The 15,524-nt window shown below is 64.7% G+C and carries 16 protein-coding genes and 1 riboswitch; of the genes, 1 reads left to right on the top strand and 15 read right to left on the bottom strand.

What is annotated here, in order from left to right:
* Nucleotides 1-9: 9 nt before the first annotated feature.
* Genes thiC through thiS form a run of 6 tightly spaced genes read right to left on the bottom strand, consistent with a single transcriptional unit; the run spans nt 10 to nt 4,752 of the window.
* The gene (gene thiC, locus DAES_RS06385; protein WP_013514216.1) at nt 10-1,314 is read right to left on the bottom strand and encodes a phosphomethylpyrimidine synthase ThiC; all 1,305 of its coding nucleotides are present in this window, start codon (nt 1,312-1,314) and stop codon (nt 10-12) included.
* Nucleotides 1,311-1,976: a thiamine phosphate synthase gene (gene thiE, locus DAES_RS06380; RefSeq protein WP_013514215.1), complete on the bottom strand. Its 666-nt coding sequence runs from the start codon at nt 1,974-1,976 to the stop codon at nt 1,311-1,313. Before thiE ends, thiC begins: the two co-directional genes overlap by 4 nt.
* Nucleotides 1,976-2,614, bottom strand: a complete 639-nt coding sequence (thiF, locus tag DAES_RS06375; protein ID WP_236608474.1) for a sulfur carrier protein ThiS adenylyltransferase ThiF — start codon at nt 2,612-2,614, stop codon at nt 1,976-1,978. The genes thiE and thiF overlap by 1 nt, the downstream gene beginning before the upstream one ends.
* A complete protein-coding gene (gene thiH, locus DAES_RS06370; protein ID WP_013514213.1) occupies nt 2,602-3,759 on the bottom strand; it encodes a 2-iminoacetate synthase ThiH in 1,158 nt (385 codons plus the stop codon). The genes thiF and thiH overlap by 13 nt, the downstream gene beginning before the upstream one ends.
* Entirely contained in the window at nt 3,756-4,538 is a 783-nt protein-coding gene (locus tag DAES_RS06365; RefSeq protein ID WP_013514212.1) for a thiazole synthase, read from the bottom strand. Before DAES_RS06365 ends, thiH begins: the two co-directional genes overlap by 4 nt.
* A gap of 13 nt (nt 4,539-4,551) precedes the next feature.
* Nucleotides 4,552-4,752, bottom strand: coding sequence for a sulfur carrier protein ThiS (thiS, locus tag DAES_RS06360; protein WP_013514211.1), 201 nt, complete (start codon nt 4,750-4,752; stop codon nt 4,552-4,554).
* Nucleotides 4,753-4,832: 80 nt separating this feature from the next.
* Nucleotides 4,833-4,935: riboswitch (TPP riboswitch) on the bottom strand.
* Between the two features lie 145 nt (nt 4,936-5,080).
* Here thiS and DAES_RS16920 point away from each other — a divergent pair.
* A complete protein-coding gene (locus DAES_RS16920) occupies nt 5,081-5,521 on the top strand; it encodes a hypothetical protein (protein WP_013514210.1) in 441 nt (146 codons plus the stop codon).
* Between the two features lie 68 nt (nt 5,522-5,589).
* Here DAES_RS16920 and DAES_RS06350 read toward each other — a convergent pair whose 3' ends face one another.
* The 9 genes from DAES_RS06350 to folP form a co-directional block, all read right to left on the bottom strand.
* Nucleotides 5,590-7,008 carry an SH3 type 3 domain-containing protein gene (locus DAES_RS06350; RefSeq protein ID WP_013514209.1) on the bottom strand — a complete coding sequence of 473 codons (1,419 nt, stop codon included), beginning with the start codon at nt 7,006-7,008 and terminating at the stop codon, nt 5,590-5,592.
* Nucleotides 7,009-7,018: 10 nt separating this feature from the next.
* A complete protein-coding gene (locus DAES_RS06345; protein ID WP_013514208.1) occupies nt 7,019-7,528 on the bottom strand; it encodes an OmpH family outer membrane protein in 510 nt (169 codons plus the stop codon).
* 70 nt (nt 7,529-7,598) lie between these two features.
* Nucleotides 7,599-9,965, bottom strand: coding sequence for a replication restart helicase PriA (gene priA, locus DAES_RS06340; protein ID WP_013514207.1), 2,367 nt, complete (start codon nt 9,963-9,965; stop codon nt 7,599-7,601).
* 9 nt (nt 9,966-9,974) lie between these two features.
* A complete protein-coding gene (locus DAES_RS06335) occupies nt 9,975-10,712 on the bottom strand; it encodes a hypothetical protein (protein ID WP_013514206.1) in 738 nt (245 codons plus the stop codon).
* Nucleotides 10,700-11,572, bottom strand: coding sequence for a UTP--glucose-1-phosphate uridylyltransferase GalU (gene galU / locus DAES_RS06330; RefSeq protein WP_013514205.1), 873 nt, complete (start codon nt 11,570-11,572; stop codon nt 10,700-10,702). The genes DAES_RS06335 and galU overlap by 13 nt, the downstream gene beginning before the upstream one ends.
* 28 nt (nt 11,573-11,600) lie before the next feature.
* Entirely contained in the window at nt 11,601-12,953 is a 1,353-nt protein-coding gene (gene glmM / locus DAES_RS06325) for a phosphoglucosamine mutase (RefSeq protein WP_013514204.1), read from the bottom strand.
* 31 nt (nt 12,954-12,984) lie between these two features.
* Nucleotides 12,985-13,887, bottom strand: a complete 903-nt coding sequence (locus tag DAES_RS06320) for a CdaR family protein (protein WP_013514203.1) — start codon at nt 13,885-13,887, stop codon at nt 12,985-12,987.
* A gap of 4 nt (nt 13,888-13,891) precedes the next feature.
* Nucleotides 13,892-14,641: a diadenylate cyclase CdaA gene (cdaA, locus tag DAES_RS06315; protein ID WP_013514202.1), complete on the bottom strand. Its 750-nt coding sequence runs from the start codon at nt 14,639-14,641 to the stop codon at nt 13,892-13,894.
* Between the two features lie 8 nt (nt 14,642-14,649).
* The gene (gene folP / locus DAES_RS06310; protein WP_013514201.1) at nt 14,650-15,504 is read right to left on the bottom strand and encodes a dihydropteroate synthase; all 855 of its coding nucleotides are present in this window, start codon (nt 15,502-15,504) and stop codon (nt 14,650-14,652) included.
* Nucleotides 15,505-15,524 lie beyond the last annotated feature (20 nt).

Genomic DNA, 15,524 nt, shown 5'->3' with positions numbered 1-15,524 from the left:
TGAACCGGATCAATCGTCCAGCTGAATATCCTTGCCCTCAAGGATGCGGTTCATGTTGCGCACGGCGCACATCTTGCCGCACATGGTGCAGGAGTCCTCGTGTTCCGGCTTGGAGGATTCGCGATACTGGCGCGGCTTGACCGGGTCCATGGCCAGGTCGAACATGCCGGGCCAGTCGAGGGCGGCGCGGGCCTTGCTCATGGAGTCGTCCCAGGCGCGCGCGCCGGGGTAGCCCTTGGCCACGTCCGCCGCGTGGGCCGCAATGCGGGTGGCGATGATGCCTTCCTTCATGTCGTCCAGCGTGGGCAGGCGCAGGTGCTCCGCCGGGGTGACGTAGCACAGGAAGTCCGCACCGGACATGCCCGCGATGGCCCCGCCGATGGCCGCGGTGATATGGTCGTAGCCCGGAGCCACGTCCGTGACCAGCGGGCCGAGGACGTAGAACGGCGCACCGTGGCAGAGCCGTTTTTCCATCATCATGTTGCCCGGTATCTCGTTCATGGCCATGTGGCCCGGCCCCTCGATCATGACCTGGACGTTGCGCTCCCAGGCGCGTTTGGTCAGCTCGCCCAGGGTGATCAGTTCCTCCACCTGGCAGGCGTCCGTGGCGTCGTGCAGGCAGCCGGGGCGGCAGCCATCGCCAAGGCTCAGGGTCACGTCGTACTCCTCGCAGATGTCAAGCAGCCGGTCGAAGTGCTCATAGAACGGGTTCTCGGCCTGGTTGATCTCCATCCAGGTGAAGAGCAGGGAACCGCCGCGCGAGACGATGTTGGTCAGCCGCTTGGCCTTTTTGATCTTCTCGGCAGTGTGCCGGTTCAGGCCGCAGTGGATGGTCAGGAAGTCAACGCCGTCCTCGACGTGCTTGCGGACCACGTCAAAGAACTCGTCCACCGTGATGTCCTGAAGGTTCTTGTCGTAGAAGCCCACGGCGTCGTAGATGGGCACGGTGCCGATCATGGCCGGGGACATCTCCACCAGCCGTTTGCGAAACTCCTGGGTCTTGCCGTAGCAGCTCAGGTCCATGATGGCCTCGGCCTTGAGGTCGAGCGCGGCGCGCACCTTGTCCAGTTCCGGCTCGATGGCACTGCAATCCTTGGAAATGCCGAGGTTGACGTTGATCTTGATGCGCATGCCCTCGCCCACGCCCTCGGGGTCGAGATTGACGTGGTTGCGATTGGCCGGGATGATCACCGCGCCGCGGGCCATGCGCTCCATGAGATCCTCCACGCGCATGTTCTCCTTGCGGGCCACGGTCTCAATCTGGGGGGTGACGATGCCCTTGCGGGCCGCGTCCATCTGGGTCGTGTATTTCATGATTGCTCCTTGGCGGACTGCATGGCCTCACGCAGTTCGCTGATTGCGGTGCCGATGTCGTCGGCCTCGACTATTTCCGTGATCAGGGCCACGCAGCGCGCTCCACGGCGCACCACCTCGGCCACGTTGTGCCGCTTGATGCCGCCGATGGCGACAAAGGGGATGTCGATTTCGCGGGCCACGTATTCCAGATATTCGTAGCCCACGGGGTCGCAGACATCCTCCTTGGTAAAGGTGCGAAAGATCGGCCCCACGCCGATGTAGTCGGCCCCGCGCTGCACGGCGGCCAGCGCCTCCTCGGGCGAGTGTGTGGACAGGCCGATGGCCATGCCCTCGCCCACCAAACGGCGCACGGCCTCCACCGGCAAATCCTCCTGGCCGATATGCACGCCGTCCGCCCCCACCAGCACGGCAAGGTCGATGTCGTCGTTGACCACGAAGGCGGCCCCGGCCTCGCGGGTCATGCGGCGGATTTCGAGACATTCCTCGTACTTGGAACCCATTTTCTTGTCCTTCTCGCGATACTGGACAAGCCGGATGCCATGATTGAGCATGGCCCGGACCACCTCGACGTTGCTCCTGCCGCGCGAGAACTTCTCGGCGGTCAGGCAATAGATGTCGGTGTCCAGAATGGACTGACGGGTGATTTCTCGCGCGCCCATCATGCGCCTCCTTGCCCGTTGAATATGTTGAGAAAATGACTCAGCACCGCGTCCGCCTGCTTGGCGGCGGCCAGGGCCACGCGCGGCGCAAGCGGCGGGTGCTCTGCGGAGCATTCGGTCTCCATGTCCCCGATCATGATGAAATTGTCGCGCACCCGGCGGGTGACAATGGCGTCCGCATTGCCGTGGCCACCGATGCCGGACGCAGCCACCACCAGCACGCCTGTGGGGACCAGCGCTTCCACCAGCGCACGCTTGCACTGCGGATCGTCAAAGGCCTCGACCACCGCGTCGCACCCCGCGAACACGGCCTCCATGCTCTCAGGCGTGACGCGCACGGTGCGCGGGTCGATGCACAGGTCCGGATTCACGGCCAGCAGGTTGTGCGACAGGGCCGTCACCTTGAGCTGGCCGATCTGGTCCGCGCCATACGTTTGCCGGTTGAGGTTCGAGCCGTCCACGCAGTCGAAATCGACCAGCACGAACCGCTTGAACCCGCTGCGCGCCAGGAGCATGGCGCAGTTGCTGCCCAGCCCCCCGACCCCGGCGATGCCCACGGTCACGGACTGGAGATGACGCAGCCGCGCCGCGCCCAGATGGACCGCGATGCCTTGCTCGGCGGCGTTCATGGCGCGCATCCCTGCCGCCGATCGGCCCGCTGCCAGGCCACAGGGCGGTCCGCCGGGGGCTGCCAGTCGGCAAACACGGGCTGGAAGCCGCGCGCCTTGAGCATGGCGCACATCGCGTCCACGCTACGGTCGTCGCTGATCTCGAACTGGCCCACCTTGTCGCCTTCCTGCGAGTGGCCGCCCACGGCGGTGGACACCCCGGCGGACATGCGCGTGACGCCCAGCGGCAGCAGGTTGTCGCGCAGCCGGGCCGTCTCGCGGGTGGAGATGGTGATGCCCAGGCGGGGCAGGAAGAGCCGGAAGGCGAGCATGATCTGGACCAGATCGGCATCAGAGACGAGAGACGCGGGCTGGAACGCACCCGCGTGGGGCCGCATGCGCGGCAGGGACACGGCGATGTCCACCTCGGGATATTTCCGTTGCAGATAGGCGGCGTGCAGGCCGGTCAGCAAGGCGTCCTTGCGCCAGTCGCCAAGACCGAGCAGCGCGCCGATGTTGACCACGCGCATCCCGGCCCGGCACCCCCGCTCCGGCGCGTCGAGCCGAAAGCGGTAGTCGCGTTTGGGACCGCGCGGGTGGAGCTGTGCATACAACACTTCGTCGTAGGTCTCCTGAAACAGGGTCAGGCCGTCGATCCCGGCCCGGATCATGCGCTCGTATTCGTCCTGTTCCATGGCGTATATTTCTATGGAGACAGAAGGAAAATGGCGACGCAGCACGCCAAGGCATGCCTCCAGGTACTCGGGCGACGCCTTGGCCCGCGACTCGCCCGTGAGGATGAGCAGCTGGCGCAGGCCGGTGGCCGCGATGGCCCTGGCCTCGATCTCCACCTGTTCCAGCGTGAGCTGGGAGCGCGGGATGACGTTGGTGGCGTTGAACCCGCAGTAAACGCAGTGGTTGGCGCAGTGATTGGAGAGATAGAGCGGCGTGAACAGCTGGATGGTCCTGCCGAAATGCTGGAGCGTCAATTGGCTGGCCTGCCCGGCCATTTCCTCCAGAAACGGCGTGGCAGCCGGGCTGAGCAGGGCCAGCAGATCGCCGGGCGCGCGGCATGGCCCGGCCAGGACGCGGCGCACGTCGTCGCCGGTGACGGCGGCAAACCGTCCGGCCAGAGGCATGGCCCCATACTGCGCGCACTGGGCGTAGAAACTCATGATTGCGCCTCGCCCAGGAAGCCTGTCAGCGGCGACGAGGCCGAGGCCAGGCCGCGTGACGCGCCAAGGCCCGCCAGATATGCCTCGCGCCCGGCCCGGACCGCCCGGCCAAAGGCACGGGCCATGGTCACCGGATCGCCTGCCGTGGCAATGGCCGTGTTCACGAGACAGGCCGCCGCGCCCATCTCCATGGCCTCGCACGCCTCGGAGGGGCGGCCAATGCCCGCGTCCACGATGACCGGTAGGTCCATCTCCTCGATGAGGATGCGGATCATCTCGCGGGTTCTGAGCCCCCGGTTGGTGCCGATGGGCGCGCCAAGGGGCATGATCGCCGCGGCCCCGGCATCGGCCAGACTGCGGGCCACATACAGGTCCGCGTTGATGTAGGGCAGGACCACGAACCCTTCGGAGGCGAGAATCTCCGTGGCCCGGCACGTCTCGTAGCCGTCGGGCAGGAGGTAGCGGTTGTCGGAGATGACCTCGACCTTGACCCAGTCGCCGCAGCCCATAGCCCGTGCCAGCCGGGCGATGCGCACCGCCTCGTCGGCGGTCCTGGCGCCTGAAGTGTTGGGCAACAGCCGCATGTGCTTGGGGATGCAGTCCATGACATTGCCCGTGGCCGAGTCAAGGTCCACCCGGCGCAGGGCCACGGTGACCACCTGCGAACCCGAGGCCGTACAGACCTCCGGGATGACCGAGTCGTCTGCGTATTTCCCGGTGCCGGTGAACAACCGGCTCTCAAGGGTCGCGCCGCCTATTTCAAATCCGTCGCTTGTCATTGCCCTCTCCTGTCTAGCCGCCGCCCACAAAGCGCAGCACTTCAAGATGATCGCCGTCACTCAAACCGGTCCGGGCAAATGCGGCTGATGGGACAATCCCGCCATTGCACTCGACCACCACCGTGTCCGGCGCAACGCTCATGGCGTTAAGCAGGCCGAGCACGGTCTGCTCCGGGGCGATCTCCATTTCCTTTCCATTGACCATGACAATCATGCCCTGCTCCCTCGCGCCGTCCGGCAACAAAAAACAAAAATGCGCCTGCCATGAAGGGACAAGCGCATACTGGTAAAAACACAGATTTACTGCAGCTTCCCTACGGCAGGATTACCCGCATCAGGTTCAAAGGGTCAGGCAAACGCCCATCTCAGCCTCGACGAGGCACCCCTAGCTGCCAGAACCCTATGCCAAACCAACCGGCATGTAAAGACGCGATGCCACCGTATCAACCAACATGTAAAAATCGACAGATGCATCCTAAAGTGCCTGTGCAACGTGGCCGATAAGGAAGCCGTAAGAGAATAACCAACCGGAGAAGTGCTCCATGTCATCGACACTGTTCCAGGCTACCGGATTCAAGCGCACCCTGCTCCTTTGCCGCGAGGGCAAATTCAGGGAGGCCGAGGCCGTCCTGAAAAGCCTCCAGGACGAATTCCTGGCCGTGTGCGAGGAAAACGAAGCCCTCAAGACCCAGCTCCAAGAAGTGGCGGCGGTCCTTGATCTGGCGGAAAAGGTGCGGTTTGACGGCCAGAAATACTGGCTCGCGGACGGGGATGAGAAAAAAGGCCCCTACTGCCAGGTCTGCTATGACCGTGAGGGACTGCTCGTCAACCTCCAGCAGCGCGAGAACCACTGGGAATGCCTCAGCTGCCGGGGGCTCTACATGATCCCGGCCAAGAACGGCGCACCCAAGAAGCGGCCCGCAGCCCTGCGCACCGCCCTGAAAAAGACCATCCCCCTCTTTGTCGAACGGGAAATGATGTAAGAGAAAAGGCGCGGCTTGTATGCACAGCCGCGCCTTTCTTTTTCCGTTTGGTCCGCTGGCGGGTGCGCTCAGAGGAACTTCGTTCCGAACAGAGCCACCTGTCTGACCCATAATTCGAGCATGGCCTTGTCGTCGAAGGTGACCACGCCGTAGGCGAGATCGTCCGTATCCATGCCCGGCAGATACACGAGGACCACGAGGTTGCGCGTGGCCCGGCGGTGCTCGCTCCACAGGGTGGTGCAGAAATCCTTGAGCTGGGTGGCCTCGGGCAGCTTGGTCGTGGACAAGAATATCTTGAGGGTGATCCAGGTCACGCCGTATTTCTTGGTCTCGGATTTTTCGAGCAATCGGTACTGATAGCCGTGGGCGGTCTTGTTGGGCGACGGATCGGGCCTCTTGCTGCCCGCAAACTTGGACCGGTCGATGACCATGGTCTGCTTGCCTGACTCCTGGACGACCATCGGCTGGGCGGGCTGCGGCGACTGGGCGGGCTGCGGCGGCGCTGTCTTCGCCTCAGGGGCCACGGGCGCGACGGGTTCCGGGGAAGCGGCGTTCTGACCGACATCCTCGCCCTCGATCAGGCCGCGCAGGGCATAGCCCAGGGCGCGGTTTTCACTGCGCAGCACCTCGTTTTCCTCAAACACCGCGTACCAGCCGTTCTTCAGGAAATCCACACGCACCCTTTCACCCGCCTTGAGGGTGCGCACCTGGACCGATCCGGACGTGCGCTCGGTGCGCAGGTTGACATCCGATTGCAGGGTGACGGTCTTGCCCCAGTCGCCGGAAGATGACGACGGGGTTGGCTCCTCGACCGCAACAGCCGGCTGGGGCGGCTGCACCGCTGCCCGCACCTCGGCGGCCCCGCTCACGCTCGTCGAGTCGTCCTCAATGGGCATGGGTGCAGCCTGCTGTGCTTCATCCCTGCCCGAAACAGTCTGCTGACGCTCGTCCGGGACCAAAGCGGCCTGCGCCGCCGGCTCGAAATACTTGGCCGAGCAGTAGCCGCGCGCGTTCATCTGGGAGCGGATGGTGGCGTCGGGATGAAAGACCATGATCCAATCGCCTTCGGGAAAATCCACCTTGACGCGCTCCATGGCCTCCAGGTTGCCCACAAGCCGGGAGCCGACCGACGCGCCGTCGCGGATGTTGAGCGTGCGCGGGGTGACCATGAGTTCGCCCCAGGTTTCCGGCTCCACCCGCGTGGGCTTGGGAAGCAGGAATTTGACGTTGGAATAGCCCACGGCAAAGGCCTCGTCGGCCCGGGTCTCGCCCGGCTCGAACACGGCCACCCAGCCGTCCTTCATGAAGGAGATCCGGACCTTCTGACCGGGATGCAGGCTGCCCACCCATTGGGATTGGGCCGATCGGGCGGAGCGCAGGTTGAGCGGGCGGTCCGGGTAGCGGATTTCGCCAAAGGCCGCGGCTGTCGCCGCCGTCACCAGCAGCAGGCACAGGGCCGTCAGGGAGAGGATGCACGTCTTTCGCATTGGGTACCGTCTATATCATGCTGTTGAGTTCGGTGATGACACGGTCCGTGATGTCCATGGAACTGGCCACATAGCCGATGATCTCCGGATCAGTGAGGATCATGGTGAACCCCATCTCCTCGGCGATGCGGCGCAGGATGGAGTCGGCCCGGCGCATGACGAATTGGATCAACTGCCGCTCCTCGGACTGGATGTCCGCGTTGCTCTCCTCCACCAGGGTCTCGTATTCGCGGGCGGCCAGCCGCAGGCTCCGCTCACTGGCCTGCTCCTCGGAAACCGACAGAGTGCCTTTTCCCAGTTCCGCCTTGATGGCGTCCAGCCGTTGCAGGGATTCGCGCACGCGGCGGTCCTTCTCCTTGCCGAGCCGGGCCAGATCCTCCTGGGCGATGCGTCCGACCTTGGACTCGTTGATGATGCGCTGGGGATTGACAAAGCCGACCTTGGAGGCCTGGGCCGAAGCAGACCCGGTCCAGACCAGGGCAAGGCACAGACCGAGCAGGCAATAGGGCAGTATTTTCATGCAAAGACTCTCTTTATTGGCGATGGAGTGACCCACTGTAGCCGCAAACCGCACCGGTTGTCGAGGCGCGTCACAGGGTGGTCAGCGGGTCCAGGTCGAGCCCCAGACGAATCTTGTCCGGACAGGGATTGGCCTGGACCAGATGCGCGTACAGGGTCCGCACACGGCCCCAGTCGTCGCCCTTGAACAGGCAGTTGAACCGCTTCCTGCCGCGCAGCATGCCAAAGGGAGCCGGGGCCGGACCAAGGGCCACAATGCCCAGGCCGGACGCTTTTTCCGACAGCACCTTGGCAAAAAGCTCCAGGGCGGCGGGTCCGTCGGCGTAGTCCGCCGGATGGCTGATGCGCACCAGGGCGAGCCTGGAAAACGGCGGGTAGCCGAAGAGTCTGCGCCGCCCGATCTCGCGCTCGAAAAACGCCGGGTAATCGCCGGAAAGCACATCGCGCCAGATGGGATGGCCGGGGTTGCGGGTCTGGATGAGCACCCGGCCCGGATCATCGCCGCGCCCTGCCCGCCCGGCCACCTGCACCAGCAGTTGGAAGGTCCGCTCCGTGGAGCGGTAATCGGGCAGGCTCAGGCCGAGGTCGCCGTCCGCCACCACCACCAGCGTCACTCCGGGGAAATGGTGTCCCTTGGAGATCATCTGCGTGCCCACCAGCACCTGGGCCTCGCCCCGGTCAAAGGCACCGAGGATTTCCTCCATGCGCTCCTGCCGCCGGGTGGCGTCGCGGTCGAGCCGCAGCACCGTAACCCCGTCGGGCAGCAGTTCGCCTAGGTACTCCTCAAGCCGCTCGGTCCCATCCCCCATGGGCACGAAGTTGCCGCCGCCGCACTTGGCGCACAACAGCGGATAGGAATGCGAAAGGCCGCAGTAGTGACAGATGACCCGCTCGCGCCCCTTGTGGTAGGTCATGCCCACCTCGCACTCCGGGCAGCGCACGGTCTCGGCGCAGTCGAGGCAGTACATGAGCGGCGCATAGCCCCGCCGGTTGAGCATGACGATGACCTGATGCCCCTCGGCCACGGTCTGCCTGACAGCCTCGATGGTGGCGGGCGCAAAGGGCTGGGCCGAACCGGCCATGGCCGAGATATCCACCAGCTCCACGGCGGGCAGCACGCTTTCGCCCACGCGCCGGGTCAGGGTCGAGACCGCGATGGCCCCGGTCCGGGCGGCGTGAAAGGTCTTCACATCCGGCGTGGCCGAGCCAAGCACCAGGAGACCGCCGCTGCGCTCCACGCGGAACCAGGCCACTTCCTTGGCGTGGTAGGAGAGCCGCTCCTCCTGCTTGAAGGATTCGTCGTGTTCCTCGTCAAGCACCACCAGTCCAAGGTCGGGTACCGGCAGAAACAGGGCGGACCGCGTGCCGATCACGATCACCGGCCCGTCGCCGCGCGCCGCGTCCACAAAGGCTGTCTCGCGCTTCATGGGGCTCTGGTAACCGTGGTAAAAGACCACGCGCTGCTGCGGGAAATGCTCGGCCACCGTGCGGAAGAGTCTGCACGAAAGGGCCACCTCCGGCGCGAGCAGCATGGACGAGCGGCCCCGCGCCAGACAGGCGCGGACCAGTTCGAGATAGAGCACGGTCTTGCCGCTGCCGGTCACGCCGTGGACCAGATGCGCCCCGCCGGAGCCGTCCATGGTGACAATCAGTTCGTCCAGGGCCACGCGCTGCTCGTCTGTCAGGGCAAAGGCAGCCGGTTCAATTCCCTGGCACCGGCCTGGCCCGGCGTCCACCTCGGCCAGCCGGTCCGCGGTCAGCTCGCCCAGGGCGACCAGCCCAACGCCTTCCATCTTTGCCACCGTGGTCACGGCCCACTCGCCCAGGGCGTGGCGCAGGGAGAAGAGGCTCTGCGGCCCGTTGTCGAGCAGGTGTTCGAGAATCCTGATCTGCCGCTTGGCATTGGGGCGCACGGCCCAGGGCGGGTCCGAGACAAGGGAGGCAAACCGCTCCTCTTCCTCGCGCTTGATATTGACGCGCACGCGCATGCGCCCGGCAAGCCACAGCTCCATGAGCGCCTCGCGGTCCGCCAGGGGCAGCCGGGCGAGATCGGCGGGCCGGACCGTGCCCGGCAGGGGGCGGTCGGCCACGTGGCGATCCACGCGAAAGACCACCGCCGCCGTGCGCAGGCCGCGCGGCAGCAGCGTTTCGAGAATGCGCCCGGGCCGGGCCATCTGCCGGGTGGCCAGATTGTGGACCAGCTCGATGTACCCCTTGTCGAGCAGCGGGGCAGGTTCCAGGGGCCAGATGAGGGGTTTGATGACCACGCCCTGGGGCGCTTCGGCAGCCGGACCGATGACCACGCCCACACGATGGGACCGCCCAAGGGGGACGATCACCCGCTGGCCGGGTCCGATTTCGGGAAAATACCGGGGCCGCTCGTAGGTCAGCGCCTGATACGGCGGACTGACGAGGGTGACCTGCCAGAGATCAGCCATGACAGCGGCCTACTCCAGGGTCGGGGTACGGAATGAATCACGCAAAAGCCCGAAGGGGGCAGGCGGCTCGGCACACGGCGCGACATCAGGGGTGTCCAGGGCGTAGAGAGAGTCGCTGTCAGCCCGATTGACGGCGATCCACTCCACCCTGGCCTCCAGGGTCGTGCCGCCGAGATCGACGGACAGACGCTGCGGCACCTGGAATCCGCCCACGGTGCGGTATTCGCCGAAGCGGACCGTGATCACCCCTGGCCCGCTGCGGTAGCGGACCAGAAGCGGCGTGCCGCTCTCGTTGTGCAGATGCACGGCTGGCGACACCTCGTCGCCCGGCTCGGCACCGAGCATGAGGCAGGGCGCATCGCCGCAGAACCCGAAGCTGCGGCTGGCGATGCCCACGCCCCAGGATTGCCAGGTGGCCACCGGACTGGGCGGCAGCCAGACGAAAAGCGGTGAAAGAGGAAAACCCTGCTGGGTGCAGGCCGCAACAACACGCCCGTTCACGCCCACGGCCCTGGCTGCGCCCTCCCCCTGCCACTCCTGCCGCCATCTGCCGCGCGAGTGCCAGACATGGGCCGACACGCCGGGCTGTTCGGGAAAGGTCATGACCGCCTCCCACGAGGTCAGTCCGCCATAGTGCCTCTGCATCAGCCGCGAAATCTCCCCGTTGTCCGGGGTGAAGGCGGCTGCCGGGAGCGCAAAACCGCCGAGAAGAGCGAATCCGAGGAAAAGCGAAATCAGCTTGGGCAAGAGAGCAACTCCTGGAGCCGCTTGACGAGTTCGTCGCGCAGTTCCTCGTCCTGGAGGGCGAAGTAGATATTGGCCGTCAGGTATTCCACCCAGTCGCCAGCATCAAAACGCTGCCCCTGGAGCTTGACCGCGATGAGCTTGTCGCGATCTGCCAGCCCCTGAAGGGCGTCGGTCAACTGGATCTCGCCGCCCACGCCCGCCTTCTGGTCTTCGAGGATGTCGAAAATCTCCGGCAGCAGGACATAGCGCCCGATGATGGCGAGGTTGGACGGGGCCTGCTCCACCGAGGGCTTCTCCACCAGACTTGAGACCGTGTACATGCCCTTGGCAAACTCGGTGCCCTTGATCACGCCGTATTTGCTGACCTTGCTTTTCGGCACCTCGATGACGCCGACCACGGCCTTGTTCTCGATCTTGGCGGCCTTGATCAGCTCGCCGATGCCGGTGTCGCGCCCGAACATGAGATCGTCGCCCAGCATGACCGCGAACGGCTCGTTCTTGCACACCTCGCGGGCCGTGAGCACGGCGTGGCCAAGGCCCAGCTGCTCCTTCTGGCGCACGGCGATGACGTTGACCATGTCGGCCACGCGGCGGACCTCCTCCAGCATGTCCAGCTTGTCCGCGCGGGCCAGGAGCTGCTCCAGCAGGAAGTTGCGGTCGAAATGGTCCTCGATGATGGTCTTGTTCTGGTTGGTGACAAAGACCACGTCCGTGATGCCCGCGCCAATGCCCTCCTCCACGATGTACTGGACGATGGGCTTGCGGAAGATGGGCAGCATCTCCTTGGGAACGTTCTTGGTTGCGGGAAGGGAGCGGGTGCCCCAGCCAGCGACGGGAATAACGGCCTTTGTGATTTCCATGGGAGTCCTCCGTGAAAGTGCTTTGAATCTACCGCAGATGCTTTTCGCAGGCCTCGACCAGTTCCATGACGTGCCGCTGCACCGTGTCCAGGTCCGGCCCCTCGACCATGACCCGGCAGACGGCCTCGGTGCCCGAATAGCGCAAGAGGACGCGCCCCTTGCCGTGCAGGGCCTGTTCAACGCGGGCCACCTCGGCCTGGAGGCCGGGAGCCTGCGCAAACGGGATCTTGCGCTCCACATGGACGTTGCGCAACATCTGGGGGAAGGGTTCGAGCAGGCCAGCCAGCTCCGAGAGCGGCTTGTCCTTTTCCACCATTATACGCAATAATTGCAGCGCGGCAAGGAGTCCGTCGCCCGTGGTGGAATGATCCATGAAAATCAGATGGCCCGACTGCTCGCCGCCCAGCCTGGCCCCCTCGCGGCGCATGGCCTCGACCACATAGCGGTCGCCCACCGCAGTGCGCAGCAGCGTGCCGCCGTGCTGCCGCATGAACAGCTCCAGGGCCATGTTGCTCATGACCGTGGACACGAGCATGTTTTTCGGCAGCCTGCCCTTCTCCATCATCTCAAGAGCGCTCAGGGCCATGATCTGGTCGCCGTCGAGAATGCGCCCCTTCTCGTCGCAGACGATGAGCCGGTCGGCGTCTCCGTCCAGGGCGATACCGATGTCGGCCCCCTCGTCCACCACGATGTTGGAGACGACCTCAGGATAGAGCGAGCCGCACTTGTGGTTGATGTTCAACCCGTCGGGACTCACACCGATCTTGATGACCGTGGCCCCGAGCTCTTCCAGAACCATGGGAGCCACCCCGTAGGCCGCGCCGTGAGCACAGTCGAGGACCACCTTGAGGCCGTCCAGGGTCAACCTGGGCGAAAAGCTGTTCTTGAGATAGACGATGTAGCGTCCCTGCGCGTCCACGATGCGATGCGCCTTGCCGATATCCTCGGGCGCAGGGTACTCCCAGCGGGGATGCTCGGCCATGACCAGTTCGCTGATCTCGTCCTCCACCTCGTCGGGGAGCTTGAACCCCTCGCGGTCGAAGAATTTGATGCCGTTGTCCATGAACGGGTTGTGGCTGGCCGAGATGACCACGCCGAGATCGGCGCGCATGTTGCGCGTCAGAAACGAGATGGCCGGGGTGGGCAGCGGGCCCACCAGAAAGACATCCATGCCGTTGGCGCACAGCCCGGAGGTCAGCGCGGTCTCGAAGACATAGCCCGAAAGCCGCGTGTCCTTGCCGATGACCACCCGGTTGCGGCCCGATCCGTTGCGAAAGTACTGCCCGGCGGCCAGACCGAGCTTGAGCGCGATCTCCGGGGTCATGGGGAATATGTTGCCCTGGCCGCGCAGGCCATCGGTTCCGAAAAGCCTCTGCTTCATGGAATGCTCCAGCGTGCCGCGAAAGCGGCGATTATTTCCTGGTCAGTGTGATCGAGATGGTCTCGGGATTCTTTCTCATCAACTGACACCCCTCGGGCAGTGCCACCTGATAGTCGAGTTCATGCCGGCCTGCGGCCATGTCCTCCGGGAAGACGAGGGTTGCAACCATGCCGGTCCGGTAGTCGTTGTTGCGAAAAAGGGCAATGGGGCCGTCGATGAGCAGACGTACGAAGTCCTGCGCCACGGCAACCCCGTAGCCGCGCGGTTCATCGTAAGAGAGAGGGAGCTTGACCCATATCTCACGCGTCTTGGCGCTGAAGAACGCCTCCACCCGGACCTTGCCGGGCGATGCCCTGATCTCGTCGGGCAGTTCGACCCCCACGTCCTCGGCCCATTGCTCCGGGACGTTTTCGAGAAAGTCCTCGTGCAGCACCACCTTGGTGGCCGTGATCTTGCCCAGCTTGGTCTCAGGCCCCCGGATCTCGACCTCGGACGGCGTGGCACGGACCTCCCGCAGCACGTAATCCGGATTCAGCTGGCCGGACCAGGCGGCCTCGAGGGGGATGGTCTTGGTCGTGCGCCGGTCCACCACCAGCTTGAGCCGGTTCGGCCTGACCTCGATGATCTCGTAGGTGGACGAAAAAGGCAGCTTGGATGCGTCGATCTCCACCACCTGCTGGCCTATGGAGAGTTTGCTCACGTCAAGCGGATAGGTCAGGGTCTGCGAAGCCAGGCTGCCCACAAGCCCCTTGGGGCCGCGCAGACGGACCTGAATCTTCTCGATCATGCCCTCTTCGATGATCATGCCTTCGGGCGGGTTGGTCATGATGACAGGCATCTCGACCCATGTCTCGATGACCTCGCGCCCGGTGACCAGGAACCAGGTGAATATCGCCAGCGCCAGGGCCAGCAGCATGGTCTGCCAATTCTTCATATGCCTACCGTCCCAAAGCGTTGCGCAGGACGCGCCTGAGGCGGACATCGTCCAGGCTGGTGGTCAGACGCCCGTTCATGGCCACGGACACCTCGCCCCGTTCCTCGGACACGACCACGGTGACCGCGTCCGATTCCTCGCTGATGCCCAGGGCCGCACGATGCCTCGTCCCGTACATGGGCTGGCCGCGCAGCTTGGACGACAGGGGCAGGATGCAGGCCGCGGCCACGAGCCGGTCGCGCCGGATGATGACCGCACCGTCGTGCAGGGGGGTGTCGGCAAAGAAAATCGTCAACAGCAGTTCCTTGTTGACCTTGGCGTCGATCTCGATGCCACGCTCCACGATATCGCCCAGGGGCATGTTCTTCTCGATGACAATGATGGCGCCGGTATGAGTGCGCGCCATATCCATGGCCGCGTTGATCAGGTGCTCCAGCGTGTCGTCGCGAACCTGGGACTTGGTCCAGAAACGCTTGGTGCCGACGCTGGCCAGAGCCTTGCGGATGTCTGTCCTGAAAAGAATGACCACCACGAGGAAGATGGAACTGAGGAACTCGCCCAGCAGGGTGCTCAGGGTGTACAGATTGAACTGATCGGAGAAGTAATAGATGATCAGCACCACCACCATGCCGTAGAGCACGGCGGCGGCGCGGGTTCCCCGCACGAGCAGGATGATGTTGTAATAGATGACGCCCACGAGCCCGATATCGAGCACGACGCGCCAGGTTATTTCCATCCCGAAAAGTTCAAACATATTTTTAACTACGCTATTTGATGAACGATGGTCAATGTTTGTCGTGTCGATTCCACCTCATGAACACGGTGGATGGGCACGCCCTTCGCCGCCATGATCGCCGTGGCCGCCTGGGTGGCGTTCTGCCGCCTGTCAACAGGCAGGCCGAGCAGTCCCTGCCACAGGGATTTGTTGGAAAGCCCCATGAACACAGGCAGCCCAAAGGCTTTGAACCGCTCAATGCCCCGCAGGATGGTCAGGTTGTGTTCAAGGGTCTTGCCGAACCCGATACCCGGATCGAGCACGATCCGGTCCCCTGGCAGCCCCAGCGCGTCGAGCCGCTCAAGCTTCTCCCCGAAAAAGGCCATGACCTCGTCCACCACATCCGCATACCGCGGGGAATCCTGCATGGTCCCTGGCCTGCCCAGACTGTGCATGAGCACGTAGCCGGGCCTGTACTGGGCAATGACATCGGCCAGGGCCGGGTCATAGGAAAAGGCGGACACGTCGTTGAGGATGACCGCCCCGGCATCGAGCGCCCTGGCGGCAACCACGGCCTTGGTGGTGTCCACCGAAATGGCCGGGGCCGACCCGCCTGACAGCTCGTCCGACGCCAGCAGCCCCTCGATGACCGGCAGCACCCGCGCAATCTCGGCCTCTGCCGGAACAGTCTCGGCATAGGGCCGGGTGGACTCGCCGCCCACGTCGAGGATGTGCGCGCCCTGGCGGGCCAGGGTCAGCCCGTGGGCCACGGCCTTCCCGACCACACCATGCGCCCCCCCGTCATAGAAGGAATCCGGGGTCACGTTGACGATCCCGGCAATGAAAAAGGGGGCGGGGCCCAAGACCCTGCCCCCCTTCACTGTCCATGTCGTGTCGATCATCAATGGCCGACCTTCAGGTG

Source organism: Pseudodesulfovibrio aespoeensis Aspo-2 (assembly GCF_000176915.2).
GTDB lineage: Bacteria > Desulfobacterota > Desulfovibrionia > Desulfovibrionales > Desulfovibrionaceae > Pseudodesulfovibrio > Pseudodesulfovibrio aespoeensis.
The sequence above is the reverse complement of the archived record's forward strand: the minus strand, read 5'-3'. Positions and strand labels throughout refer to the sequence as shown.